Below are 24,287 nucleotides of genomic sequence, written 5' to 3' on the forward strand. Positions count from 1 at the left end.
ACCCCCGCCGTCACCCTCGCAGCATGAACACGACTAACGACCCCAAAAACGACGGGCCCCGCCGCCCGGGGCCGGCCACGCCTTCCGGTGCACCGCCGCCAGGAGCCCCCGCCGGCTCCGCAGACCGGAGAAAACCGATGGATATAGCAACCGAAACCACCTCGTCCCCTCCATCCCCGCCCGGACCCGGCACCACGCTGGCCTCCAAGGGCAGCAGCCACGCCGGTGACCGCGTCTTCATCGGTCTGTCCCGCGGCTCGGGAATCGCGCTCCTGGTGATCATGGCCGCCATCGCGGCCTTCCTCACCTACCGCACCGGCCTCGCCGTCTCGAAGGACGAAGCCAACTTCCTCACCTCCTCCGAGTGGAACCCGGCGGGCGACCCGCCGGTGTTCGGCATCGCCGTCCTCCTCTTCGGCACGATCGTCAGCTCGATCATCGCCATGGCCGTCGCCGTGCCGATCGCCATCGGCATCGCGCTGTTCATCTCGCACTACGCCCCGCGCAGGCTGGCCGCACCGCTCGCGTACGTGGTCGACCTGCTGGCAGCGGTGCCGAGCATCATCTACGGCCTCTGGGGCGCCGTCTTCCTGGTCCCGCACCTGGCCGGCCTCAACCAGTGGCTCGACCAGTACCTCGGCTGGACCTACATCTTCGACAAGACGAGCGACGGCCCCGCCCGCAACCTCTTCACGGTCGGCATCCTGCTGGCGATCATGATCCTGCCGATCGTCACCAACGTCACCCGGGAGGTCTTCCTCCAGTCGCCGAAGATGCACGAGGAGGCCGCTCTGGCCCTCGGTGCCACGCGCTGGGAAGTCATGCGGATGTCCGTCCTCCCCTTCGGCCGCTCCGGCATCATCAGCGCCTCGATGCTGGGCCTGGGCCGTGCCCTCGGCGAGACGATGGCCGTCGCCGTCGTGCTCTCCCCGAGCTTCATCATCTCCGGCCGGCTGCTCGACCCGGGCGGCGGCACCTTCGCGCAGAACATCGCCGCGAAGTTCAACGAGGCGGACGAGTTCGGCCGTGACGCCCTGATCGCCTCCGGTCTCGTTCTCTTCGTCATCACGCTGCTGGTCAACGGCGCGGCCCGCTGGATCATCGGCCGCCGCAAGGAGTACTCGGGGGCCAACGCATGAGCCTGACAAGCCCGACCATGGACAAGCGCCCGGTCTCCCCCGCGCCCCACGCGTCGCTCGCCCACGCCCGCCTCCCCCGCTGGGCCCCCGCCGCCATCGCCGCCGGGTCCGTCGCGGCCGGCATCGGCCTCGGCCTCGTCGCCGGCTGGCACAGCCGTGTGCAGTGGGGCATGCTGGCCGCCCTGTTCTTCGTACTGGCCACCTTCGCGATCACCACCAAGGTGGAGGGCAGCCGGCAGGGCAAGGACCGCGTGGCGACCAGCGTCGTCTGGGTCTGCTTCATCCTCGCCCTCGTCCCGCTGCTCTCCCTGGCCTGGGTGACGGTCACCAAGGGCATCGAGGTCATCGACGGGTACTTCCTCAGCCACTCGATGAGCGGCCTGCTCGACACCGACGAGGGCGGCGGCATCTACCACGCCCTGCTCGGCACCCTGGAGCAGGTCGGCATCGCGACTCTGATCGCCGCCCCGGTCGGTCTGCTCACCGCGGTCTACCTGGTCGAGTACGGGCGCGGAAGGCTGGCGAAGACCGTCACCTTCTTCGTCGACGTCATGACGGGCATCCCCTCGATCGTCGCGGGTCTGTTCATCCTCGCCACCTGGAATCTGATGCTGGGCTTCGGACCCTCCGGATTCGCCGGCGCGCTGGCCCTCGCGATCCTGATGATGCCGGTGGTCGTCCGCTCCACCGAGGAGATGCTCAAGCTCGTCCCGAACGAGCTCCGTGAGGCGTCCCTCGCCCTCGGCGTCCCCAAGTGGCGGACCATCCTCAAGGTGGTGCTGCCGACCGCGATCGGCGGAATCACCACGGGCGTGATGCTCGCGGTGGCTCGCATCACGGGTGAGACCGCCCCGGTTCTGCTGCTCGTCTTCGGTACGAAGCTGATCAACCCGAACCCCTTCGAAGGCGCCCAGTCCTCGCTTCCGCTGTACGTGTACGAGCAGTACGTCGTCGGCACCGAAGCGTCGATCGACCGGGCCTGGGGCGCAGCGCTCGTCCTGATCGCCTTCGTCATGATCCTCAACCTGGTGGCCCGCGGCATCGCCCGCTGGAAGGCCCCGAGCACCGGCCGCTAAGGCCAGCAGAAAGCAGTGATTCAGATGGCCAAGCGAATCGACATCAGCGGCCTGTCGGCCTACTACGGCAACCACAAGGCGATCGACGACATCTCGATGACCGTCGAGCCCCGCTCCGTGACGGCCTTCATCGGCCCCTCCGGCTGCGGCAAGTCCACCTTCCTGCGCACCCTCAACCGGATGCACGAGGTCACCCCCGGCGGCCGCGTCGAGGGCAAGGTCCTCCTGGACGACGAGAACCTGTACGCCAAGGACGTCGACCCGGTCGCCGTCCGCCGCACGGTCGGCATGGTCTTCCAGCGCCCGAACCCCTTCCCCACCATGTCGATCTTCGACAACGTGGCGGCGGGCCTGCGCCTCAACGGCTCGTACAAGAAGAGCAAGCTCGCCGAGGTCGTCGAGAAGTCCCTGCGCGGCGCCAACCTCTGGAACGAGGTCAAGGACCGCCTGAACAAGCCCGGCTCCGGCCTCTCCGGCGGCCAGCAGCAGCGTCTGTGCATCGCCCGCGCGATCGCGGTCGAGCCGCAGGTGCTCCTGATGGACGAGCCGTGCTCGGCCCTGGACCCGATCTCGACCCTCGCCATCGAGGACCTGATCGGCGAGCTGAAGGAGCGCTTCACGATCGTCATCGTGACGCACAACATGCAGCAGGCGGCGCGCGTATCGGACCGCACGGCGTTCTTCAACCTCGCGGCGATCGGCCAGCCCGGCAAGCTCATCGAGATCGACGACACCGAGCGGATCTTCTCCAACCCGTCCGTCCAGGCCACGGAGGACTACATCTCCGGCCGCTTCGGCTAGGCCGCTCCGGCTGGACCGCTCCGGCAGGAAGCCGGCCGCCACGCCTGTCCTGCGGTGCTGCATGGCGGTGCCACCGCAAGGCAAAGGGCCCGCCCCCACTCCTCACAGGGAGTGGGGGCGGGCCCGTTCTCATACGCTTCAGCCGAAGGCCAGCAGGACGACCCAGTAACACGCGGCGGCCACCAGCGCGGCGGCCGGCATGGTGATGAACCAGCCCATCACGATGTTCTTGGCGACGCCCCACCGCACGGCGCGCGACCCCTTGGTCGAGCCGACGCCCATGATGGCGGAGGTGATGACGTGCGTCGTGGAGATCGGCGCGTGGAACATGAACGAGGCCGTGTACATCACGGACGCGGCCGTGGTCTCCGCCGCGAAGCCCTGCGGCGGGTCCAGCTCGATGATCCGCCGGCCCAGGGTCCGCATGATGCGCCAGCCGCCCGCGTACGTACCGAGCGAGAGCGTCAGCGCACAGGCGATCTTGACCCACATCGGGATCGCGTCGCCCTGACCCTCGACATCGGCGATGACCAGCGCCATCACCACGATGCCCATGGTCTTCTGCGCGTCCTGGAGACCGTGCCCGAGCGCCATGCCGGCCGCCGAGACGGTCTGGGCGATACGGAAGCCCCGCTTCGCCTTGTGCGGGTTCGCCTTGCGGAACATCCACAGGATGACCACCATCACCAGGTAGCCGAGCAGCAGCCCGACGAACGGCGAGATGAACATCGGGATGACGACCTTCTCCAGCACGCCGGACCAGATGACCTCGGTCCCGCCCGCGAGCGCCGCGCCCACCATGCCGCCGAAGAGCGCGTGCGAGGAGGACGAAGGAAGACCGAAGTACCAGGTGACGAGGTTCCAGACGATCGCCCCGACCAGGGCGGCGAAGAGGATTCCCATCCCCTTGTCGCCGTGCGGGGTCGCGATGAGCCCCTCACTGACGGTCTTGGCGACGCCACTGCCGAGGAAGGCACCGGCGAGGTTCATCACGGCGGCCATGGCGAGGGCCGCGCGCGGGGTCAGCGCCCGCGTGGAAACCGAAGTCGCGATGGCGTTCGCGGAGTCGTGAAAGCCGTTCGTGTACGTGAAGCCGAGCGCGACCCCGATGGTCACGATGAGCGCAAAGGTGTCCACCGGAGGTCAGGACTCCTTGACGGCGATCGTCTCGACCGTGTTGGCGACGTGCTCGAAGGCGTCGGCCGCCTCCTCCAGCACGTCCACGATCTGCTTCAGCTTGAGCACGTCCATGGCGTCGTACTTGCCGTTGAAGAGGTGCGCGAGCAGCTTGCGGTGGATCTGGTCGGCCTGGTTCTCCAGGCGGTTGACCTCGATCCAGTACTCGGTCAGGTTGGTCATGGTCCGCAGGTGCGGCATGGCCTCGGCGGTCAGCTCGGCCGCCCGGGCCAGGACCTCGATCTGCTGCTCGACGCCCTTCGGCAGCTCCTCGATCTGGTACAGCACGACCAGGTCGACGGCCTCCTCCATGTAATCCATGATGTCGTCGAGCTGCGAGGCGAGGTTGTAGATGTCCTCGCGGTCGAACGGCGTGATGAACGAGGAGTTGAGCTGGTGGAAGATCGCGTGGGTCGCGTCGTCCCCCGCGTGCTCCGCTGCCCTCATCCGCTCCGCGATCTCGACTCGGGCGGAGGAGTCCGCTCCGAGCAGTTCCATCAGGAGCTTCGAGCCCGTGACGATGTTGTCCGCGGAGGCGGAGAACATGTCGTAGAAGCTCGTCTCCCTGGGGGTCAGACGAAAGCGCACGTGGGGTCCTCGGGGTGCATTGGATTCGGTCAGGGTGATGCTAGGCGCATCATCCGGCCACGGCTAACCGGCGTTCTTCAGTGTCGCCCATCGGGCACAGTGCTCAGTACGGGCCCCCGGGCCAGTACCCGCGAAATTCGTTACCATATACCCAGCCGGGGTATGCAGACCCTTTCAGGACAACGGGAGGACGCGATGACGACCACCGAGGCGGCCGGCGCGACGACGACCGAAGCGCCCTCCGGAGCCTCCGAAGCCGTGGTGAGCGACCACGACCGCGGGGTGCACGGGTACCACAAGCAGAAGGACGAGCACCTCAAGCGCCTGCGCCGGATCGAGGGCCAGATCCGCGGTCTGCAGCGGCTGGTCGACGAAGACGTCTACTGCATCGACATACTCACGCAGGTCTCGGCTTCGACGAAGGCGCTCCAGTCCTTCGCGCTGCAACTCCTGGAAGAGCACCTGCGGCACTGCGTGGCGGACGCGGCGGTCAAGGGCGGCGAAGAGATCGACGAGAAGGTCGAAGAAGCCACCAAGGCGATCGCCCGCCTGCTGAGGACCTGATGAGGGCCTGATCCCAGGGCGTTCACGGTCCGGGGACCCGGCGGTCCCCGGACCTGCCGTCAGAACGGACGCTCGCGGGCTTCCGGCCCGCCGCCGGCCGCCACCCCTGCCCCTGCCCCTGCCCCGACCTTCAGCACCTCGTCGATACGGTCCGGACTGAGCCGTTCCCCGTCGGCGCCGGACGCCGCGATCATCAGCTCACCGCACAGCTCGATCTCGGCGAGGGCGACGTGGTCCTGGACGGGCGTACTGCTCAACGGTGCCACGTACATCACCTCTTTCAGCCATCGTCGGCTTCCCAGCGTAGGCAGCGCGGCACGCACCGCGCATGGCACGGACGGACCATTTCCCCCCACCCGCCTATGTGTGGATCTTCCCCGCGTAGATGTCCGCCGCCGCCGGCAGCCGCGTCTCGGCCGGCGCTCCGAACGCGTACAGCAGTGTCGTCGAGGCGACGGCCACCGTGCGTCCCGCGTTGGCGAAGTCGAACCGGTGGCGGACCTTGCGCAGCCGCCCCTGCTCGTCGAAGTACGCGTCGAACGGAACCGCGTCCTCGGAGAACCCTTTCGCCGCGGCGGCGAGCGCCCCGCGCGCGTGCGGCGCGGCGACGCGCGCGGCCCGGGCGATGTCGGTGATCCCGCGGTAGTGCCGGACACCGGTTCCGGCCACATCGGCCTTCCCGACGTACGTCACGTCCTCCGCCCCGCGCAGCAGCTCCGCGGCGGCCAGCGGATCCGTCGCCCCGCCGGTGACGAGGTTCCCGTCCTCCAGCGTCGTCGTGTCGATCCGCACCCACTTGTCGGCGGGCACGCCCGCGCCCCGGTTCTTCATGTAGAGCGCCCCGGGGGCGAGCAGCTCCGTGATGGGCCGGTGCTTGTCCGAGCCGTCGGGGTCCGGCGGCAGCGTCACCTCGAGCCGCCCCATGCGCTTCTTGAAGTCGTACGCCCCTTCGCCCCGGATGGTGACCCGGGTGCCGCCGGTGGCCATGACCATCGACGTACGGGCCTTGGAGCTCCCGGCCGCGACGAGCACGTCGGCCGCGCGGCGCACGGTGTCGAGGGGAGCGCCGCCCCGCTGGTCCTCGGCGACCGCACCGCCACCGGAACACCCGGTGGAGGCCAGCAGCCCCGCCGCGACGGCCACGGCGACCGCGCCGCCCCTGCCTCTGTGCTGCCGCACCACCATCGCCGCCAACCCCCAACGCCTTACCACACGGTGACCCATCGCACCCGCTCCGCCTAACGACTCCCCGCGAACGCGGTCACGCCCCGGCTCGCCCGGCCCCCGTGCGCACCGGTCCGCAAGCCGGCCGCCGACTTCCGACCGGCCGGTCACACGGTCCAACTCCCCCGGTACCGTGGACCCGTGCTGCAACACGCCACACCGGACGCTCCCACCCACCGCACCGGCACGACCGAACGCGGCTCCTTCTGCTTCGCCCACTGCACCTGCGGCTGGCGCGGCCCGGCCCGCCGGTCCCGCGAACGGGCCCGCACGGACGCGGACCTGCACGTGACGACAAGCTGACCCGGTTTCGGGAACGGGCGCGGCCGGGGAGACTCCACAGCGGTACCCGCACCCGGGCCGCGTCCGCACCCGAGCCCGGAAAGAGCACCGCCCCGCAGGAACCCGTTCCGCCTCGAAGCCGTCTCGACCACCGGGAGGCAGACATCATGGAACGGCGCACACTTCTCACCTCGGCCACGGCCCTGGCGGCCACCGCCGCCGTGGCCGCCTGCACCAGCACCGCCACCACGGACGGCCGCAACGGCAGCCTCAGCGGCCCCACCGGCGCCCCCGGCGCCACCTCCCGCGCTCCTTCCCCTTCCCGTTCCCGTTCCCCTTCCCGCGCCCCCGCCTGGTCCGCCCTCGCCCGCAGTCTCGACGGCCCGCTCGTCCGCCCCGGCGACGCCGCCTACCCCACCGCCCGCCGGCTCTACAACACCCGCTTCGACCACCTGAAGCCCGCCGCGGTCGCCTACGTCGCGCACGAGGCGGACGTCAGGGAATGCCTGGCCTTCGCCGCGGCGCACCGCACCCCCGTCGCCATCCGCAACGGCGGCCACTCCTACGCGGGCTGGTCCTCCGGCACCGGGCGCCTGGTCGTCGACGTATCGAAACTCGCCACGATCGAAGCGAACGGCACCATCGGCGCGGGCGCCAGACTCATCGACGTCTACCAGGGCCTCGCCCGCCACGGCCGCCGCACCGTCCCCGCCGGTTCCTGCCCCACCGTCGGCATCTCGGGACTGGCCCTCGGCGGCGGCCACGGGGTCGTCTCCCGTGCGTACGGCCTGACCTGCGACAGCCTCACCTCCGTCACCCTCGTCACCGCCGCGGGCAAGCGCCTGCGCTGCACGTCCACCGAGCACCCGGACCTCTTCTGGGCCCTGCGCGGCGCGGGGAACGGCAACTTCGGCGTGGTGACCGAGATGACCTTCCGGACCCGCCCGGCCCCGGCCGCCGTCACCGCGTTCCTCTCCTGGCCCTGGTCGAAGGCGCAGGCCGTCGTCACCGCCTGGCAGGAGTGGGGGCCGGGCCAGCCCGACGAGATCTGGTCGTCCGCGCACCTCGCCGCCGGTCCGGGCGGTACGACGCCCAACGTCTCCGTCTCCGCCTTCTCGCTCGGCACGTACGGCGACCTCCAGAACGCCGTGGACCGCCTCGCCGACAGGATCGGCGCCCCCGCCCGCTCGGTCTCCCTGCGCCGCCGCAGCTACCAGGAGTCGATGCTCCTGTACGCCGGCTGCGCCGATCTCAGCGACGCCCGGTGCCACCTGCCGGGCACCACCCCCGGCCGCACCCCCGAGGGCGTCCTGCGCCGTGAGACGTACGCGGCCCGGAGCGACTTCTTCGACCGCTCCCTCTCCCCCGCCGGGGTACGCGCGCTGCTCGACCGGACCGAGGCGTTCACCCGCCTCCCCGTCGACCGGGGCGGCGCCGGAACCATCGCGCTGACCGCCCTCGGCGGCGCGGTGAACCGTGTGGACCCGCTCGCGACGGCGTTCGTGCACCGCCGCTCACGGATGCTCGCCCAGTACATCGGCGCCTGGCGCGCGGGCACCTCCGGCGCCGCCCAGCAGACGTGGCTGAAAAACACCCACGGGGCGATGCGCCGGTACGCCTCGGGAGCGGCGTACCAGAACTACACGGACGCGACCCTGACCGACTGGCGCAGGGCCTACTACGGCGCGGCCGCGGGCCGGCTGACCGAGCTGAAGAGGCGTTACGACCCCGACAGGCTCTTCGACTTCCCCCAGGCGCTGTGAAAAAAGGGGGAGAGGCGCACCGTCCGGTGCGCCTCTCCCCCTTGGTGATCCGTGCTCAGGCCGCCAGGTCGTTGCGCTCGCTGTCCCCGGCGCGCGGCGCCGGGACGACCGCCGAACCGCCGTCACCGCCGCGCGCTCCGGTACCGGTCCCGACCCCGACGTCCGTCGTACGCACCGTGGGCCCCTTCGCCCGTACGAGCCGGCCCACCTTCTCCGAACGCGCGATCGCTCCCATGAGCGGTGTGAGCAGCGCCATCGCGACCGGCGCGAGCAGCAGCGCCACGGCCGTACCGAGAGCGAACCCTCCGATGACGTCGGTCGGGTAGTGCACACCCATGTAGACGCGGCAGAAGCCCGCCACGACCGCCAGTCCGATCGCCGCGAGCCCGAACTTCCGGTTGGCGACGAAGATTCCGACGGCGATGGCCATCGCCAGCGTCGCGTGGTCACTGACGAACGAGTAGTCCGTCTTGCCCGCGATGAGGACCTCGAGCCCCTTGTGGTCGTTGAACGGTCTGGGCCGCTCCACGAACCCGCGGATCGGGATGTTGATCAGCAGCGCGATCCCGGCCGCCAGCGGCGCCCAGACGAGCCCCGCCACCGAGGTGACCGCGTCCTCGCGCCTGCGTACGCTCCACCAGCACCAGAGCCCCAGCAGGACGATGCCGAGCATCGTCCCGTACTCCCCGACGAACTCCATGACCCGGTCGAACCAGCCCGGCGCATCCGCCGCCAGTCCGTTGATGTCGTAGAGCAGACTGACGTCGGGGTTCGCCCCGTCCAGTGCGAGTCCAGCCATCTGCCGCGGCCCCTTGCCTTGTTGCCTGCTGCGCGGCACGCGCGTCTGCGTGCCGCTCCTGCGAACCCCCGTGGTCCATGCGATGCGATCGGTTCGACGCAAAGCCATGCCGTGGTCAGTGCGTGGTGAGCGCGGCTGTCACAGTCCCCCGGTCAAGGGAACGCTCTCTCCGGCCCCACCGTTCCACTCTCCACCGATCTCCACTGAAAGATCACCATCACGTTATCGAAGAGAGACACATCACCGCAGCTCAGGGGGCGGCAATAACAGAGGGTTCAAGCCATGTCACGCGCCGCCGCGGTCTTCCGGAAGGTCCGTGGGGAGTGCTTCCGCGCCGTCCGCGGTGACCCGGGTCGCCCCGAAGTAGTCCGGTGTGTCGATCTTGTCGAAGCGGATCACGGCACCGGTGTACGGGGCGTTGATCATGTAGCCGCCGCCGACGTAGAGGCCGACGTGCCGGATCGCGCGCGAGTTCGTCAGGTCGTCCGAGAAGAAGACCAGGTCGCCCGGGAGCAGCTCGTCCCTGGACGGGTGCGGCCCGGCGTTGTACTGGTCGTTGGCCACGCGCGGCAGCTCGATGTCGACCGTCCGGTACGCGGCCTGGGTCAGCCCGGAGCAGTCGAACCGGCCGCCCTGCTCCGGCGTGCCGTTCCCGCCCCACAGGTACTTGGTGCCGAGCTTCTTCTGCGCGAAGTAGATGGCCCCGGCGGCCTGCCGCGACGGCTCGACCCGCCCGACGGGGCGCGCGAAGCTCTCCTCCAGGCTGGTGATGATCTTCACGTAGTTCTGCGTCTCGCGGTACGGCGGGACGCCCCCGTACTTGATGACGGCGTACGCGCCCGCGTTGTAGGCGGCGAGCATGTTCTTGGTCTGATCCCCCGGCACCTTCTTGACGTATCCAGCCAATTCGCAGTCGTACGTCGCCGCCGACGGAATCGCGTCGGCCGGGTCCCAGATGTCCCGGTCCCCGTCCTTGTCCCCGTCGACCCCGTGGGACGCCCACGTGCCGGGGATGAACTGCGCGATGCCGCGCGCGTCGGCCGGGCTCTGCGCCCTCGGATTCCAGCCGCTCTCCTGGTACAACTGCGCGGCGAGGAGCGCCGGGTTGATGGCCGGGCAGAGGTTGCCCCACTTCTGCACGAGCGGCTGGTACAGCGCGGGCACAGCTCCCTTGGCCAGCCCGACCGCCCGACCGCCGCCCGCACCGCCGGCCAGCCCCGCGGCGGCGGAGAACGTCCCGACGACGAGCAGCGCGACGAAACTCAGGCAGAGGCCGATCCCGATCCCGCTGACCACCCAGACTTTGCGCACCCTTCAACCCTCCCCCATCCGAGACGGGTTCACAGCAGTTTTCGCGCACGTGTCCGACGTGGTGTCACACACGCCCGAAACGCCGCGCCGCCACGGAGTGGCGGACACGGCGTCCACGTACCGCGAGACGCGGCGGGTCAGAGCGCCCGGTCAGAGCACCGGGCCGGGGCACCGGATCAGAGCGCGCGCAGGGCGGCCCAGGTCCGCGGCCCGACGATGCCGTCGACCTGAAGGCCCTTCACGTCCTGGAAGTGGACGACCCAGCTCTCCGTACGGGCCCCGAAGACACCGTCGACGGCGAGCGCCTCCCCGCCGGCCCAGTGGTTGATGAGGCACTGCACCTCCCTCACCGCGGCACCGGCATGGCCGCGCCGGGTCGTGGCACTGCCGTCGTAGTGGCCGCAGTAGGCGGGCGGGGCGAGCTGGGCGACGGGCACGGGCGCGGCGGCCGGTGCGGCGGAGTGCGCGACGGCGGGCGGGACGGACAGAGCGAGCGCGCCGAGCACGGCGGCCGACGCGAGGGCGACCCGGTGGCGTACGAGCATGAGGGACTCTCCTTCTCCAGGCTGGTTGATGCGGCTGAACTGCCGGAGAGGTTCGTGTCCAACGGAAGTACGACTATTCGCGCATGTCGGTGGAACAGCTCATGTGGGTGACGGGCCCCGGCGCGCCCCGGATGTCCGTACCACCAGGGTGCGCCCGGTAGGCCCGGCGCGCCCCGCGTCCGCGAACCGCCCGCGCGGTCACGCCGGATCGCTCCACGCGTACCCCTGGCACTCCGCCTTCCGCTCGCGCTCCACCCGCAGCAGCTTCCCGCCACCGCCGGGCAGCCCGCCGCCGAGCAGGCACGCGCCCCGGCTGTCGGCGCCTGCGCATCGAGGCCGGCGCCGTCCCCGGTCCGGGCCGGTCCATCTCCTACGCGTACGGCCCGGTCTCACAGGTGGACACCGTGCACCTGGACCAGTCTCACGGACTCGCGTTCCCCGATGCCGGGGCCCGGCTTCGGAAGTACCGGCTTCTCTTCGACAGAACTGAAGCCGTCGCGCGCTCTCCGGCAGAGAGCCGGGACGTCTTCCCATGGCTGAGATCCCCGCCGGCCTGGGCTGGATCCGCGCCGCTGCCGGGGGAGAGGACGGCCCCGGCCCCTGGATCGAGATCGCCTTCGGGCCGGAGGACCTGGTCCACCTCCGCGAGACCAGCGGTCCCGGGAACGTCGTCACGACGAACCGGAAGAAGTGGGACGCGTTCGTGCTCGGCGTACAGGCCGGCGAGTTCCGCCACTTCGCCGGACTCGACACCCCGGACCACACGGACCGGTAGGCCAGCAGGGCGCGCGCCGGGGTCGCGCCGGGCCCCGGCGGCCCCACCGCACGCACCGCGGAGCCGCCCGCGACCCCTGGGGGCCACGTCCGACCAAAGGTGCATAACGCCAGTCATTGCCCGGAGTCACACCGCGTGATACACAGAGTTACCATACGTGTTTCCGAATACGGCCGGTCGGCACCGCAGGTCAGCGCGGTCGGACCGGCGATACGCCGGAGGCCGGGCAAAGACAGCTACCAAGTCGACATACCTACGCGGTTTCATCAGCGAAGATAGAGCGTGACCCCTGTCGTGCGGCAGGGGCGACGAACTACCCGACAGGGGCGGTGACTTACATGAACCTGGCAGCCGAAAAGGGCGACATCACCACCATCATCGGCGGAATTGCCCCGAACTGGGGCCCGTTCGGGACCCTGGGGAACGAGGCCCGCGTCATGATCGAGGTTGTGATGGCTGTCGCCATCCTCCTCTGCCTCGGAATCGCCATCTGGGGAGCCGCGAAGCAGCGGATCGGCGCGACGGCCCTGAGGGACACGTTCAGCGCCGAGCAGGGCAAGGGGCTGATCGTCGCCGGTCTCACCGGCGTCTTCATCATCGGCTCGCTCGGCACGCTCTTCACCATCGTGTACGGGATGGCTGTTTAACCTGCCGTCAGCCAGCACCGGGCGTTCCCGGCCCGCTCTCCCACCCCACCCGTCCGTCGTGCCCACCGGCTGAGGTTGCGTCTCCCTGATGTCGAGTCACCACACCGCGCCCGCGCGGGAACCAGCACGGCTACCGTCGTACTACGCGGAACTGCAAACGGTCGAGGGGGTGCACGCGGCATGAGTCCCGGCGACGAGCACGAATACGGCGGCGACACGGGTCGTACGAGCCGTTTCGGCGGCTCCGGCCAGACCCGCACGCGCCTCCCCGAGGGCGGCGGGAACGATGTGTACGGGGGCGCGCGACGGCCCGTACGGACCTCGCGTTCCCTCGTCACCGTGGTGGGCGTGGTGGTGCTGCTGATCGCGGCTATCACATTCGCGAACCGGGGTGGCGGCGACAGCGGCTCGGGCGGCGAGGCGAAGGGGAGCGGCGGCGCGGAACCGACGGCCGCGACGGGCGTGAGGCCGGTCGAGGGCAAGAACGGACTGATTCCGTCCGGTTTCGCGCAGGACGAGCAGGGCGCGCAGAGCGCGGCGGCGAATTACGCGGTGGCTCTCGTCTCCGCCGAGATCCTCAAGCCCGACCGGCGACAGGAGATCGTGGGACAGATCTTCGTTCCGGCGAAGGTCCCGGAGCTGGAGGCAAGGTTCGACGAGGCCTACAACCAGGACTTCCTCGACAAGGTCGGGCTCGACAAGAACGGCAACGCCGCTCAGGGGATGACATACGTTTCGCGCACAGCGCCCGTCGGCACCAAAGTCACCAATTATACGGACAGCGCCGCGACCGTTGAGGTCTGGTGCACAGGCGTGTTCGGTACCGCAGGCGTCGGCTCGACCAACCCGGTGACCAACGACTGGTTCACCATGACACTCGAGGTCCAGTGGGCAGGTGGTGACTGGAAGGTCGAGAGCTTCTCCCAGAAGGAGGGACCGGCCCCCGTGAACGCTGACCGCGCAGCCTCCGACGCAGACGAGATCTCCAAGGCAGTCGAGGAGTACGGAGGGTTCACCTATGCCCGGTAGCCCACGCCGCGCGCTGAAACTCACTGCCGTCTTCGTGTTCGTACAGACAACGGCCGTGCTTTTTGCCGCCCGGGCGTTCGCCGCCCCGTCGCCGACGCCGACGCCGTCCGACAAGGACAACTGCGACCTCATCGTCGGTCCGGCCAAGGACTACTGCCAGAACGGCGAAAGCGGCGGCGAGCGCTCCGGTCTCCGCGCCCCCACCAGCCCCACCGAGTCCCTGGACCCCCTGTCCTCCCTCGCCAAGGGCTGCGCGGACGCCGCCGCCTGGATCGTCGGGAAACTCTCCGAGGCCGTGAAGTCGACCGCCAGCGTCGACTTCACCAACCCCAGGTTCCTCCAGCAGTACGCCATCGTCTTCGCCGCCTCGGCCATCCTCACCCTCGTCCTGTGGCTGCTCGCCGTCGCCAAGCGCGCCATCCGCGGCGTGCCGCTCGCGACCGCGCTGTCCGAGGCCATCGGGTTCCTCTGGCTCACCGTCCTCGCCTCCGCCTTCACGCCCCTGATCCTCTACGTCATCGTCACGGCCACCGACGGCGTCACCGAAGTCATCGCCGCCGGCACCGGCGGCCAGACCGACGTGTTCTTCGGGTCGTTCTCCGAGGCGCTCAAGAAGGGGGACGACATCGGGGGCGGGCCGATCATGCTGATCGTCGTGTCCCTCGTCACCATCCTCGCGGCCGGGATCCTCTTCCTGGAGCTGTTCATCCGGGCCCTGCTCCTCTACGTCGGCGCGCTCCTCGGCGTCGTCGTCTACGCGGGGCTCGTCGACAAGAACATGTGGGGGCACGTACGCCGCTGGGCCGGCATCATGATCGCCGTCATCATGGTCAAGCCCGTCATCGTGATCGTCCTCGGCCTCGCCGGGGCGCTCTCCTCCGACGACGGGCCGAACGCCTTCTCCGCCGTCGTGTCCGGTCTCGCCATCATCCTGCTGGCGATCTTCGCCTCCGGGATGATCTACCGCTTCGTCCCCGGCTTCGGCGACGAGATCGCCTCCGCCCGCTCCAACCGCAACAAGGCCACCGACGGCGCCCAGGCGGCCGCCGTCATCAGTTCCCCCGCCGCCCTCGTCTCCCAGGGCATCAAGACCCACAGCAGCCGTGGCGGCGGAGGCGGCGACCGGGGCGGCAACGGCTCGCCGCCCCGCCAGGCCAACCCCGTCAGCGGCGGCGTGGCGGCCCACAGCTCCCGCGGCTCCGGCGGCTCCGGCGGAGGCGGGACCGGCGGCGGAACCGCCGGAGGAAGCGGCGGCGCGGGAGGCGGCGGAGTTGTCCCCTCCGCCGCCCCCTCGGCCCGTAGCACCAGCACGCACACGAACCGCGGTACCGGCAACACGGGTACCGGCAACAACAGCACAGGAGGTGCAGGGCGTTGACGACGCAGTCCCAACCCATCACGCCCCGCCGTACGTATCTGATCGGCCGCGCCCGGCCGAACGCGATCGTCGGCAAGAACCGCGAGACCGGCGAGATCGTGCTGATCATCGCCGGCGCGTTCCTAGGCATGATGAGCGGACTGCTGGTCCCCGTCCTGTCCCTGCGGATCGTGCTGCTGATGGGCTTCCCGATGCTGGCCCTGATGGCGGTGTACGTCCCGTACAAGCACCGCACCTTCTACAAGTGGTTCGAGATCAACCGCAGTTACAAGCGCACCCTGCGCAACGGCACGACCTACCGCAGCGGCGCCATGGAAGCGGGCGTGCGCGGCGACGGCCGCGAGGTCGAGGTGGGCCCGCCGCCCGGCATCGGGCGCATCACCTGGCTCGCCGCCCCCTTCGGCCCCGACGAGATCGCCGTACTCCTGCACGCCGACCGCCGCACGGTGACAGCGGCCATCGAGATCGAAGGGCCGGGCGTCGGCCTGCGCGACAGCGAGGACCAGGAGGCGCTGGTCGACCGTTTCGGCACGCTGCTGAAACACGTCGCCAACGGCGACGGCTTCGTCACCCGCCTCCAGATGCTCGCCCGCACCCTCCCCGCCGACCCCGACGCCCACGCCAAGGACGTCACCCAGCGCGGCGACACGCACGCCCCCGGCTGGCTCAAGGACTCGTACGACCAGCTCCAGTCCATGGTGTCGACCTCCAGCGAGCAGCACCGCGCCTACCTCGTCGCCTGCATGCACTACTCCCGCGAGCTCGCCGCCGAGGCCCACGCCATGGCCCGCGCCGCCCGCCCCCACGGCGGCCGCAGGCTCGACCGCGACTCCGGGCTCGCCGTCGTCATGGCGCGCGAGCTGACCGACATCTGCGCGCGGCTCGCGGAGGCCGACATCCGCGTGCGCCAGCCCCTCGGGCAGGGACGCCTCGCCTCCCTCGTGCACTCGATGTACGACCCCGACCACCCCATCGACCACATCCAGGCCATGACCAAGCGCAACGCGTGGCCGGCCGAGCTGGACGCCATGGAGGCGACGTACCTCCAGGCCAAGACCCGCGAGTCGTCCACGCGCGCGCCCTGGTGCCACGCCACCGCCTGGGTGAAGGAGTGGCCGATGACGCCGGTCGGCGTCAACTTCCTGGCGCCGCTGCTCGTCCACACCCCCGACGTGATCCGTACGGTCGCGGTCACCATGGACCTCGAACCCACCGAGGTCGCCATCGAGCGGATGCTGACGGAGAAGACGAACGACGAGGCGGAGGCCAGCCGCCAGGCCAAGATGAACCGGACCGTCGACCCGCGCGACATCGCGGCACACGGCCGGCTCGACCAGCGGGGTGAAGATCTCGCGAGCGGTGCGGCCGGTGTCAACCTGGTCGGGTACATCACTGTGTCGTCGCGTTCTCCCGAGGCGCTGGCCCGCGACAAGCGGACCATCAGGGCCTCGGCCGGAAAGTCGTATCTCAAGCTGGAGTGGTGCGACCGCGAGCACCACCGGGCGTTCGTCAACACCTTGCCGTTCGCCACCGGTATCCGTCGTTAACCGAGAGGGCAGACCCGCCATGCGAGATCCGCTGTCCGCACTCACGGATGCCTTCACCAGCTTCCTCTTCGGGAAGGTGGAGACGACCAGACTCCCCGTCCGTACGTCGACGGGGCAGGCCCAGGCCGTCTACCTGCCGACCGCCGCGCCCGGCCTCGGCGACTCGGGCGTGATCATCGGCCGCGAGGTGTACAGCGGCAAGGGCTACATCTACGACCCCTTCCAGCTGTACGGACAGCAACTGCCCGCCCCGCACTGGCTGGTGCTCGGCGAGTCCGGCAACGGCAAGTCGGCACTGGAGAAGACGTACGTACTGCGCCAGCTGCGCTTCAAGGACCGGCAGGTCGTCGTCCTGGACGCGCAGGGCGAGGACGGGGTCGGCGAATGGAACCTGATCGCGCAGGAGCTGGGGATAACCCCCATCCGGCTCGACCCGGCGGCGGCCCTCAACGGCGGCATCCGCCTCAATCCCCTCGACCCGTCGATCACCACGACGGGGCAGCTCGCCCTGCTCCGTACGATCATCGAGGTCGCGATGGGGCACGGCCTCGACGAGCGGTCCGGCTTCGCGCTCAAGGTCGCGCACGCGTACGTGAACGAGACGATCGTCAACCGGCAGCCGGTCCTGACGGACATCGTCGAGCAACTGCGCCACCCCGAGCCGGAGTCGGCGGAGGCGATGAACGTCGACCTGGACGACGTACGGGCCTGGGGCCTGGACGTGGCCCTCGTCCTGGACCGCCTCGTCGACGGTGATCTGCGGGGCATGTTCGACGGCCCGACGACGGTCGGCATCGACCTCGACGCGCCGCTGATCGTCTTCGACCTGTCCCACATCGACCGCAACTCCATCGCGATGCCGATCCTGATGGCGATCGTGGGCGTGTGGCTGGAGCACACCTGGATCCGGCCGGACCGCAAGAAGCGCATCTTCCTGGTGGAGGAGGCGTGGCACATCATCAACTCCCCGTTCGTCGCGCAGCTCTTCCAGCGCCTGCTGAAGTTCGGCCGCCGGCTCGGCCTGTCGTTCGTGGCGGTGGTCCACCACCTGTCGGACGTGGTGGACGGCGCGGCGGCACGGGAGGCGGCGGCGATCCTGAAGATGGCGTCGACGCGGACGATCTACGCCCAGAAGGCGGACGAGGCGCGGGCCACGGGCCGGGTGCTCGGGCTGCCGCGCTGGGCGGTGGAGATCATCCCGACCCTCACGCCGGGCATCGCGGTATGGGACGTCAACGGCAACGTCCAGGTCGTCAAACACCTGATCACGGAGGCGGAACGGCCCCTGGTCTTCACGGACCGCGCGATGACGGAGACCTCGGCGGACATGCTCTCGGACGACATGCGAGCCGCGGAGTTGGAGGCGGAACAGCGGGCGGCCCTCATCGAGCAGCAGATGAGCGGGTCGTCCTCGGAATCGACGGTCGCCTGACATGAGACCCGACGACAGACAGCAGCAGGGCGGGCGCGGCATTCCCGACTCCCTGCTGGTCGGTCTGCTGGCCTTCCTGTTCGGCCTGACGGCCCTGGCATGGCTGGCGACGGGCCTGGCGGGCCTGTTCGCCCACGGCGCCTGGCCGGACGGCGTCACGTTCGCCCGTACGCCGCTGGCTCTGCGCCACCTGATGGGCGCCCCCCAGGACATCCCGGCGGCGTGGCCGGACACACCGCCGGGCCAGCTGTCCGGGTACGGCCTGTTCTGGGGACTGCTGATCAGTGAGCTGATGGTGCTGTGCGTGCTGACGGTCTTCGTGGTGGGCGTACTGGCCCGCCTGAAGGTGCAGCGCGAGACGGCAAGGGCAGCGGCGAGGGCGGCCAAGGCGGAAGCGGCAGAACGTCCGCGCGCCACGGTCCCGCCGCCCACGGGCGCGGGCCACGGGCCCGGGCCTGCATCGCCCGTAGGGCCGGCCGCGAGCGCCGGGGCGGGCGCGGGCCACGGCTCCGAGGTGCCGCCGCCCCACACGGGTGACCACACGGGTGCCCGGGCCGCCGCCCCGGCCGGTACCCCACTCGGCGCCACCGCCACCGCCACCGCCCCCGACGGCACCCGGCACGCGGCCCCGAGCCCCCCTCCCCCGCCCGGCGCCACCGCCCCCGCCTCCGGCCCCCTCGCCGCGCCGCAGCCGGCAGGCGGCTGGAGCAGTCCCGCCGTCCCGGCGCCCCGCGCCCCCCGCCTCCTCTACGGCAGCCCCGAGGTCAGGCGCCCCACCGCCGTACAGGCCGTCCTCGACGCCGAAGGCCCCGCGCTCGTCGTCACCTCCGACCCGACCGTGTGGGCCGAGACCAAGGACGCGCGCGCCAAGCTCGGCCCCGTCCTCGTGTACGACCCCGGGCACCTCTGCGACACCCCGGCCCGCCTCCACTGGTCCCCCACCGCCGGCTGCGACCGGGCCGACACCGCCGCCGCGCGCGCCGTGGCGCTGCTGGCGCCCGTACGGCCCCAGGCGCGGCTGGACGCGGCGGTGGCCGACACCGCCCAGACCCTGCTCAGCAGCTGGCTGCACGCCGCCGCCGTGGACGGCCGCCCCTTCCGCCAGGTGCACCGCTGGGCGCAGGGGCACAGTGCGCACGAGGCGGTACGTATCCTCCGTACCCACCCCAAGGCGTCGAGCGGCGCCGCGGGCCTCCTCGAATCCGCGCTCACCGCTTACCCGGAACGCCGTGAGATCGCACAGGAACTGACGGTCAGGGCGTTCGCGGCCCTCTCCTCGGTCCACATCCGCGAAGCCTGCACCCCGAACCGAACCGATTCGCTCAGCCTGGAATCATTTGCGGGCGAGGGAGGCACCCTTTACGTGGTGGGTGAAGCAATCGAGGACCCCAAGTCGCGTCCCGGAGCGATGCCTCTGCTCACCGCACTCGCGTCAAGCGTGGTCGAGCACGGCCGCCGCATGGCCGCACGGTCATCCACCGGCCGGCTCGACCCGCCCATGACGTTCGTCCTGGACGACGTCGCGGCCGTGGCTCCGCTTCCCCGGCTCCCCGAGCTGCTGTCGACCGGCCAGGACCAGGGCCTGTCGCCCCTGGTCCTGCTCCGCTCCCGGGAACAGGGCCGGGCCCGCTGGCCGGACCACACCCTCACCGCCGGCTAGAGCCCCCTGCCCCCGCCCGCCCCCTGCCCCCGCGGCCGCTCGGCCACCATCTCGTACTCCGTCTCCGACGGGTTCCCCGGCATCGCCACCGTCTCCCCGCTCCGCAGGAAGCCGGCCTTGGCGTAAAGCGCCTCCGCCCGCCCGTTGCGTTCGTGCACGTACAGCCTGGCCCGCTCGATCCGCGGATCCGTCAGCGCCCACGACCACTCCAGCGCCGCCCGGAAAAGCTCCTGCGCCACCCCGGTCCCCCGTGCCTCGGGCCGCACGAAGACACCCACGACATGCGTCTGGTCGGCCTCCGGCGCACCGCCGAACGTCCCCTCCGCCCCCGCCCGTTCGACGATCACGGTGACGGACCCCACCCACCGCCCGTCCGGCGCCTCCGCGACGAACTGCCGCGCCTCGGAACCGTCCCCCGTGACCCGGTCCGTACGCCCCTTCCAGAAGGAGTCGGGCTCACTCACGGCCTTCCCGTACGTCTCCAGAAAAGCGATGCCCGCCAGCGGGTCCTGGAGCGCGGCAAGCCGCAGCTCCTTCGCCTTGGCCCACTCATCGGCGCGTACGGGTCGAATCACACAGTCCATCCGGCGATACTCACCCGCCCCCGCCCCTGAGCCAAGCGATTTCGGCGTCGTACCCGGGTACTACTCCCCGTGCCCCGCCCCCGCCCACGGTCGGACGATGCGCCACCGCCCGCTCCGTAGCGTCGGGTTCATGACCAGGCCAAACGGAATCGAAGCAGTCGGACTCACCAAGCGGTACGGCGACAGGACCGTCGTCGACGACCTCACCTTCACCGTCCGCCCCGGCGCCGTCACCGGCTTCCTCGGCCCCAACGGAGCCGGCAAATCCACCACCCTGCGCATGCTCCTCGGTCTGGACGCACCGACCCGGGGCCACGCGACCGTCGGCGGCCGCGCCTACGCCGCGCACACCGCCCCGCTCCACGAGGTCGGCGCCCTGCTGGAGGCCCGCTCCGTCCACCCCGGCCGCACCGCCCACCACCACCTGATGGCGCTCGCCCACACCCACGGCATCCCGCGCAGCCGCGTCACCCACGTACTCGGCCTCGCCGGCCTCACCGACGTCGCGCACCGCAGGGTGAAGGGCTTCTCGCTCGGCATGGGCCAGCGCGTCGGCATCGCGGCGGCGCTGCTCGGCGACCCGGCCACGGTCGTCCTGGACGAACCGGTCAACGGACTCGACCCGGAAGGCGTGCTGTGGATCCGCACCCTCCTCAAGTCCCTGGCCGCGGAAGGCCGCACGGTCCTCGTCTCCTCCCACCTGATGAGCGAGATGGCCCTGACCGCCGACCACCTCGTCGTCATCGGCCGCGGCAGGCTGCTCGCCGACACCACGGTCGCCGACTTCGTACGGGACTCCGGGCAAGGCGTCGTCAAGGTCGTCACCCCCGAGGCCGGCCTCCTCTCCGAGCTCCTGACGGCTCCGGGCGTCGACATCACCTCCCCCGCCCCCGGCACGCTCGAAGTCCGCGGTACGGACGGCGAACACATCGGCCGCACCGCCGCCGCCCACTCCATCCCCCTCTTCGAACTCGCACCCCGCACCGCCTCGCTGGAGCAGGCCTTCATGGACCTGACACGCGACGCGGTCGAGTACCAGGCCACGCCCCTGGAAGGAGCCGCAGCATGAGCACGCCAGCCCACCGGGTGACCCCCGGCCGCGTCCTGCGCTCCGAGTGGCACAAACTGTGGACGCTGCGCTCCACCTGGATCACCCTGCTGACGGCGAGCGCGCTGACGCTCGGTATCGGCCTGCTGATGGGCGCGACCTACACGACGGGCGGCGGCGACGGAGACGTCGACACCGTCCTCCTGGTCCTGATCGGCATCCAGTTCGCGCAGATCGCGCTCGCCGTCCTCGGCATCCTCGTCACCGCGGGCGAGTACTCGACCGGCATGATCCGCGCCTCGCTGACCGCCGTACCGCGCCGGCTCCCCGTCCTGTGGTCCAAGGCCGCGGTCTTCGGCGCGGTCACCTTCACCCTCACGCTCGTCACCGCCTTCGTCACCTTCCTGACCGCGCAGCTCTTCCTCTCCGGCACCGACCAGGCGGCCTCGCTCGGCGACCCGGGCGTGGTGCGCGCCCTGACCGGCAGCGCGGCGGCCCTGACCCTGCTCGGTCTGATCGCCCTGGGCCTGGGCGCGCTGCTCCGCTCGGTGCCGGGCGCCGTCGGCGCCTTCGTCGGCGGCGTCATGATCCTCCCGGAAGTGCTCGCCATGCTGCCGTACGACATCGTCGGCGACGCCGTGGAGTACTTCCCGTCCAAGTCGGTGGAGGCCCTCGTCTCCGCCCAGACCGTGCCGGGCGCCGCCTCGCCCGGAGCGGCGCTGCTCGCCCTGGTCCTGTGGGCGGCGGCTTCCCTGGCGGCGGCGGGCCTGCTGCTCAGGCGCCGCGACGTATGAACCCCAACTCCCTTCCGCACAGCCTCTGTACGAGGATGGACAGGTGACGCGCGCCCCGAGAAGCGAAGCCGGCGCCCGGGACCAGGACTGGTCCACGGGCGCTCCGGCGCTCACCCGGCAGATCCAGCACCTCCTGCATCACGTACGCGCCTTCGACCGGCGCCGCCCACTGGTCTGGGACCTGCTGCTGACCGCCTTCTTCGTGACGGCCGCCCTGATCGACTACGGCGAGGGCGGCTGGCAGACCATCGCCCACAACGCGAACCTGCCCGACCGGCTGGTGCTCTCGATGAGCCTCGGCCTCTCGGTGCCCCTGCTGTGGCGCCGCCGCCACCCCCTGCCCGTCCTCACCGCCATGGCGCTGGTCGCCCTCGCCAACAGCCTCACCGGCGCCGTCCTGCAGGCGGCCCTCCTCCAGCTCTTCCCGGTCTTCCACATCGCGCTGCGCCTGCCGCTCAAGAGGCTCTGGTGGGCGGCGGCTCTGATGATGGGACCGTCCGTCGCGGGCGCCCTCCGCTTTCCGCCCGACGGCTGGAGCGAGCAAGTCGTACCGGCCGTCTGGGCTTTCGCCATGGTCACGCTCCTCGGTATCGCGGTCCGCACCCGCAGGGACTACACGGAGGCGCTGGTCGACCGCGCCCGCCGCCTGGAGACCGAACGCGACCAGCAGGCCCAGCTCGCCGCGGCCGCCGAACGCACCCGTATCGCCCGCGAGATGCACGACATCATCGGCCACAACCTCTCGGTCATCACGGGCCTCGCGGACGGCGGCAGGTACGCGGCGGCCAAATCCCCGGAGCGCGCCGCCCAGGCCCTCCAGGCCATCAGCACGACGAGCCGCACGGCCCTGGCGGAACTGCGCCGCGTCCTCGGCGTACTGCGCGAGGACGAACCGCCTTCGGCCGACCTCACTCCGCAGCCCACCCTCACCGACCTGGACCAGCTCATGGACGGCGTACGGGCCGCAGGTCTGCCCGTACGCATGACGGTGAGCCACCACCCCGGCTCCGTACCACCGGGCCCGGGCCAGCAGCTCACCGTCTACCGAGTCGTCCAGGAAGCCCTGACGAACACCCTCAAGCACGCGGGCCCCGGCGCCACCGCAGAAGTCGACGTCACGTACACCCCGCAGGCCGTCTCCGCCACCATCACCGACACCAGCAGCACAGCGCCCTCTCCCGCCCCCGAGGGCCGGGGCATCACGGGCATGCGCGAACGGACAGCCCTGTACGAAGGCACACTCGAAGCCGGCGCCAGGCCCTCCGGCGGCTGGCGCATCCACCTGCATCTCCCCCGGAACGAGGACCCCGAGCCGTGACGACCGTGCTCATCACCGACGACCAGCCCATGCAGCGCTTCGGCTTCCGCATGCTCCTCGAAAGCCAGGACGACATGACGGTCCTGGGCGAGGCGTCCAACGGTACGGAGGCCGTGCGTCTGGTCTCCCGGCTCCGCCCGGACGTCGTCCTGATGGACATCCGCATGCCCGGCCTCGACGGCATCGAGGCCACCCGCCGCATCGTCGCCGCGGGCGACCGTACGAAGGTCCTCATCATGACCACCTTCGACCTGGACGAGTACGCCTACGCCGGACTGCGCGCCGGGGCCTCCGGTTTCCTCATCAAGGACGCGTTCCCGGAAGAGCTCCTGTCCGGCATCCGCGCGGTGGCGACGGGCGACGCGGTGGTCGCCCCCAGCCTGACCCGCCGGCTTCTCGACGCGTACGCCCACCACCTGCCGAAGACAGAAGCCGACGGGGCGGCAGCACCGGACGCCCGCCTTACGTCCCTCACCGACCGGGAACTGGAAATCCTCACCGTCATCGGCCAGGGCTGGACGAACACCGAAATCGCCGAACGCCTGCACCTCGCGGAATCGACGGTGAAGACCCACGTCTCCAGAATCCTCGCCAAAACGGGCGTCCGGGACCGGGTGCAGGCGGTCATCCTGGCATACGACACAAAGCTGGTACGGCCGGCCTGAGGAACCTGGACGGGAACGCAGAAAAGCCCCGCACCAGGAGGTGCGGGGCTTTCCCACAATAATTGTTCGGCGGTGTCCTACTCTCCCACAGGGTCCCCCCTGCAGTACCATCGGCGCTGAAAGGCTTAGCTTCCGGGTTCGG

25 protein-coding genes and 1 rRNA gene are annotated in these 24,287 nt (G+C 70.7%); 17 read left to right on the forward strand and 9 right to left on the reverse strand.

The window, feature by feature from the left end; genetic code table 11:
• Positions 1-137: 137 nt before the first annotated feature.
• Genes pstC through pstB form a run of 3 tightly spaced genes read left to right on the forward strand, consistent with a single transcriptional unit; the run spans position 138 to position 3,016 of the window.
• Complete coding sequence (pstC, locus tag ACWD0Y_RS30545; protein ID WP_450263542.1) at positions 138-1,139, forward strand: phosphate ABC transporter permease subunit PstC; 1,002 nt, start codon at positions 138-140, stop codon at positions 1,137-1,139.
• A complete protein-coding gene (gene pstA / locus ACWD0Y_RS30550; protein WP_450263543.1) occupies positions 1,136-2,215 on the forward strand; it encodes a phosphate ABC transporter permease PstA in 1,080 nt (359 codons plus the stop codon). The genes pstC and pstA overlap by 4 nt, the downstream gene beginning before the upstream one ends.
• Positions 2,216-2,239: 24 nt before the next feature.
• The gene (pstB, locus tag ACWD0Y_RS30555; protein ID WP_093800219.1) at positions 2,240-3,016 is read left to right on the forward strand and encodes a phosphate ABC transporter ATP-binding protein PstB; all 777 of its coding nucleotides are present in this window, start codon (positions 2,240-2,242) and stop codon (positions 3,014-3,016) included.
• Between the two features lie 138 nt (positions 3,017-3,154).
• Here the strand turns inward: pstB and ACWD0Y_RS30560 are convergent, their stop codons facing one another.
• Entirely contained in the window at positions 3,155-4,153 is a 999-nt protein-coding gene (locus ACWD0Y_RS30560) for an inorganic phosphate transporter (protein ID WP_138904914.1), read from the reverse strand.
• 6 nt (positions 4,154-4,159) lie between these two features.
• Complete coding sequence (locus tag ACWD0Y_RS30565) at positions 4,160-4,780, reverse strand: DUF47 domain-containing protein (RefSeq protein ID WP_028814660.1); 621 nt, start codon at positions 4,778-4,780, stop codon at positions 4,160-4,162.
• 195 nt (positions 4,781-4,975) lie between these two features.
• Here ACWD0Y_RS30565 and ACWD0Y_RS30570 point away from each other — a divergent pair, with 195 nt between their 5' ends.
• Positions 4,976-5,344: a metal-sensitive transcriptional regulator gene (locus ACWD0Y_RS30570; RefSeq protein WP_450263544.1), complete on the forward strand. Its 369-nt coding sequence runs from the start codon at positions 4,976-4,978 to the stop codon at positions 5,342-5,344.
• 59 nt (positions 5,345-5,403) lie between these two features.
• On the opposite strand, the gene ACWD0Y_RS30575 is transcribed toward ACWD0Y_RS30570, so the two are convergent.
• Entirely contained in the window at positions 5,404-5,616 is a 213-nt protein-coding gene (locus ACWD0Y_RS30575; RefSeq protein ID WP_450263545.1) for a hypothetical protein, read from the reverse strand.
• Between the two features lie 88 nt (positions 5,617-5,704).
• Entirely contained in the window at positions 5,705-6,529 is an 825-nt protein-coding gene (locus ACWD0Y_RS30580) for a hypothetical protein (RefSeq protein WP_450263562.1), read from the reverse strand.
• Between the two features lie 180 nt (positions 6,530-6,709).
• On the opposite strand from ACWD0Y_RS30580, the gene ACWD0Y_RS30585 reads away from it, so the two are divergent.
• A complete protein-coding gene (locus ACWD0Y_RS30585) occupies positions 6,710-6,871 on the forward strand; it encodes a hypothetical protein (RefSeq protein WP_450263546.1) in 162 nt (53 codons plus the stop codon).
• 146 nt (positions 6,872-7,017) lie between these two features.
• Complete coding sequence (locus ACWD0Y_RS30590; protein WP_450263547.1) at positions 7,018-8,613, forward strand: FAD-binding oxidoreductase; 1,596 nt, start codon at positions 7,018-7,020, stop codon at positions 8,611-8,613.
• Positions 8,614-8,668: 55 nt separating this feature from the next.
• Here ACWD0Y_RS30590 and ACWD0Y_RS30595 read toward each other — a convergent pair whose 3' ends face one another.
• From ACWD0Y_RS30595 to ACWD0Y_RS30605, 3 genes are all read right to left on the reverse strand, one after another.
• Positions 8,669-9,412: a phosphatase PAP2 family protein gene (locus ACWD0Y_RS30595; protein WP_450263548.1), complete on the reverse strand. Its 744-nt coding sequence runs from the start codon at positions 9,410-9,412 to the stop codon at positions 8,669-8,671.
• 285 nt (positions 9,413-9,697) lie between these two features.
• A complete protein-coding gene (locus tag ACWD0Y_RS30600) occupies positions 9,698-10,723 on the reverse strand; it encodes a C40 family peptidase (RefSeq protein ID WP_450263549.1) in 1,026 nt (341 codons plus the stop codon).
• A gap of 176 nt (positions 10,724-10,899) precedes the next feature.
• Positions 10,900-11,268: a peptidoglycan-binding domain-containing protein gene (locus tag ACWD0Y_RS30605; RefSeq protein ID WP_450263550.1), complete on the reverse strand. Its 369-nt coding sequence runs from the start codon at positions 11,266-11,268 to the stop codon at positions 10,900-10,902.
• Between the two features lie 532 nt (positions 11,269-11,800).
• Between ACWD0Y_RS30605 and ACWD0Y_RS30610 the strand changes: the two genes are divergently transcribed.
• The 7 genes from ACWD0Y_RS30610 to ACWD0Y_RS30640 all read left to right on the forward strand — a co-directional run bounded on the left by ACWD0Y_RS30610 (position 11,801) and on the right by ACWD0Y_RS30640 (position 19,736).
• The gene (locus tag ACWD0Y_RS30610) at positions 11,801-12,043 is read left to right on the forward strand and encodes a DUF397 domain-containing protein (RefSeq protein WP_450263551.1); all 243 of its coding nucleotides are present in this window, start codon (positions 11,801-11,803) and stop codon (positions 12,041-12,043) included.
• Positions 12,044-12,381: 338 nt separating this feature from the next.
• Positions 12,382-12,690 carry a hypothetical protein gene (locus ACWD0Y_RS30615; protein WP_028814667.1) on the forward strand — a complete coding sequence of 103 codons (309 nt, stop codon included), beginning with the start codon at positions 12,382-12,384 and terminating at the stop codon, positions 12,688-12,690.
• Positions 12,691-12,870: 180 nt separating this feature from the next.
• Complete coding sequence (locus tag ACWD0Y_RS30620; protein ID WP_450263552.1) at positions 12,871-13,719, forward strand: hypothetical protein; 849 nt, start codon at positions 12,871-12,873, stop codon at positions 13,717-13,719.
• Positions 13,709-15,097, forward strand: a complete 1,389-nt coding sequence (locus ACWD0Y_RS30625; protein WP_450263553.1) for a hypothetical protein — start codon at positions 13,709-13,711, stop codon at positions 15,095-15,097. Before ACWD0Y_RS30620 ends, ACWD0Y_RS30625 begins: the two co-directional genes overlap by 11 nt.
• Positions 15,094-16,644 carry an SCO6880 family protein gene (locus ACWD0Y_RS30630; protein ID WP_450263554.1) on the forward strand — a complete coding sequence of 517 codons (1,551 nt, stop codon included), beginning with the start codon at positions 15,094-15,096 and terminating at the stop codon, positions 16,642-16,644. Before ACWD0Y_RS30625 ends, ACWD0Y_RS30630 begins: the two co-directional genes overlap by 4 nt.
• 19 nt (positions 16,645-16,663) lie before the next feature.
• On the forward strand, positions 16,664-18,076 hold the full coding sequence (locus ACWD0Y_RS30635; RefSeq protein ID WP_450263555.1) for an ATP-binding protein: 1,413 nt from the start codon (positions 16,664-16,666) through the stop codon (positions 18,074-18,076).
• Between the two features lies 1 nt (position 18,077).
• Positions 18,078-19,736 (forward strand): type IV secretory system conjugative DNA transfer family protein, encoded by a 1,659-nt coding sequence (locus ACWD0Y_RS30640; protein WP_450263556.1) that lies wholly within the window; start codon positions 18,078-18,080, stop codon positions 19,734-19,736.
• On the opposite strand, the gene ACWD0Y_RS30645 is transcribed toward ACWD0Y_RS30640, so the two are convergent.
• Positions 19,733-20,320, reverse strand: coding sequence for a GNAT family N-acetyltransferase (locus tag ACWD0Y_RS30645; RefSeq protein WP_450263557.1), 588 nt, complete (start codon positions 20,318-20,320; stop codon positions 19,733-19,735). The genes ACWD0Y_RS30640 and ACWD0Y_RS30645 overlap by 4 nt on opposite strands.
• Positions 20,321-20,450: 130 nt before the next feature.
• Here ACWD0Y_RS30645 and ACWD0Y_RS30650 point away from each other — a divergent pair, with 130 nt between their 5' ends.
• From ACWD0Y_RS30650 to ACWD0Y_RS30665, 4 genes are read left to right on the forward strand one after another with little or no spacing between them, the layout of a single operon-like run.
• Positions 20,451-21,389, forward strand: a complete 939-nt coding sequence (locus tag ACWD0Y_RS30650; RefSeq protein ID WP_450263558.1) for an ATP-binding cassette domain-containing protein — start codon at positions 20,451-20,453, stop codon at positions 21,387-21,389.
• Positions 21,386-22,162 carry an ABC transporter permease gene (locus tag ACWD0Y_RS30655; protein WP_450263559.1) on the forward strand — a complete coding sequence of 259 codons (777 nt, stop codon included), beginning with the start codon at positions 21,386-21,388 and terminating at the stop codon, positions 22,160-22,162. The genes ACWD0Y_RS30650 and ACWD0Y_RS30655 overlap by 4 nt, the downstream gene beginning before the upstream one ends.
• 43 nt (positions 22,163-22,205) lie before the next feature.
• Positions 22,206-23,480 carry a sensor histidine kinase gene (locus ACWD0Y_RS30660; protein ID WP_450263560.1) on the forward strand — a complete coding sequence of 425 codons (1,275 nt, stop codon included), beginning with the start codon at positions 22,206-22,208 and terminating at the stop codon, positions 23,478-23,480.
• Positions 23,477-24,145 carry a response regulator gene (locus tag ACWD0Y_RS30665; RefSeq protein ID WP_450263561.1) on the forward strand — a complete coding sequence of 223 codons (669 nt, stop codon included), beginning with the start codon at positions 23,477-23,479 and terminating at the stop codon, positions 24,143-24,145. Before ACWD0Y_RS30660 ends, ACWD0Y_RS30665 begins: the two co-directional genes overlap by 4 nt.
• 64 nt (positions 24,146-24,209) lie before the next feature.
• On the opposite strand, the gene rrf is transcribed toward ACWD0Y_RS30665, so the two are convergent.
• Positions 24,210-24,287: ribosomal RNA gene (rrf, locus tag ACWD0Y_RS30670) — 5S ribosomal RNA — on the reverse strand; the annotation flags it as partial.

This window comes from Streptomyces altiplanensis (assembly GCF_053591575.1).

Coding starts and splice junctions, on each gene's coding strand:
- pstC (WP_450263542.1), top strand. CDS start 138: ATGGATATAGCAACCGAAACCACCTCGTCCCCTCCATCCCCGCCCGGA.
- pstA (WP_450263543.1), top strand. CDS start 1,136: ATGAGCCTGACAAGCCCGACCATGGACAAGCGCCCGGTCTCCCCCGCG.
- pstB (WP_093800219.1), top strand. CDS start 2,240: ATGGCCAAGCGAATCGACATCAGCGGCCTGTCGGCCTACTACGGCAAC.
- ACWD0Y_RS30570 (WP_450263544.1), top strand. CDS start 4,976: ATGACGACCACCGAGGCGGCCGGCGCGACGACGACCGAAGCGCCCTCC.
- ACWD0Y_RS30575 (WP_450263545.1), bottom strand. CDS start 5,616: ATGTACGTGGCACCGTTGAGCAGTACGCCCGTCCAGGACCACGTCGCC.
- ACWD0Y_RS30580 (WP_450263562.1), bottom strand. CDS start 6,529: ATGGTGGTGCGGCAGCACAGAGGCAGGGGCGGCGCGGTCGCCGTGGCC.
- ACWD0Y_RS30590 (WP_450263547.1), top strand. CDS start 7,018: ATGGAACGGCGCACACTTCTCACCTCGGCCACGGCCCTGGCGGCCACC.
- ACWD0Y_RS30595 (WP_450263548.1), bottom strand. CDS start 9,412: ATGGCTGGACTCGCACTGGACGGGGCGAACCCCGACGTCAGTCTGCTC.
- ACWD0Y_RS30605 (WP_450263550.1), bottom strand. CDS start 11,268: ATGCTCGTACGCCACCGGGTCGCCCTCGCGTCGGCCGCCGTGCTCGGC.
- ACWD0Y_RS30610 (WP_450263551.1), top strand. CDS start 11,801: ATGGCTGAGATCCCCGCCGGCCTGGGCTGGATCCGCGCCGCTGCCGGG.
- ACWD0Y_RS30615 (WP_028814667.1), top strand. CDS start 12,382: ATGAACCTGGCAGCCGAAAAGGGCGACATCACCACCATCATCGGCGGA.
- ACWD0Y_RS30620 (WP_450263552.1), top strand. CDS start 12,871: ATGAGTCCCGGCGACGAGCACGAATACGGCGGCGACACGGGTCGTACG.
- ACWD0Y_RS30625 (WP_450263553.1), top strand. CDS start 13,709: ATGCCCGGTAGCCCACGCCGCGCGCTGAAACTCACTGCCGTCTTCGTG.
- ACWD0Y_RS30635 (WP_450263555.1), top strand. CDS start 16,664: ATGCGAGATCCGCTGTCCGCACTCACGGATGCCTTCACCAGCTTCCTC.
- ACWD0Y_RS30640 (WP_450263556.1), top strand. CDS start 18,078: ATGAGACCCGACGACAGACAGCAGCAGGGCGGGCGCGGCATTCCCGAC.
- ACWD0Y_RS30645 (WP_450263557.1), bottom strand. CDS start 20,320: ATGGACTGTGTGATTCGACCCGTACGCGCCGATGAGTGGGCCAAGGCG.
- ACWD0Y_RS30650 (WP_450263558.1), top strand. CDS start 20,451: ATGACCAGGCCAAACGGAATCGAAGCAGTCGGACTCACCAAGCGGTAC.
- ACWD0Y_RS30655 (WP_450263559.1), top strand. CDS start 21,386: ATGAGCACGCCAGCCCACCGGGTGACCCCCGGCCGCGTCCTGCGCTCC.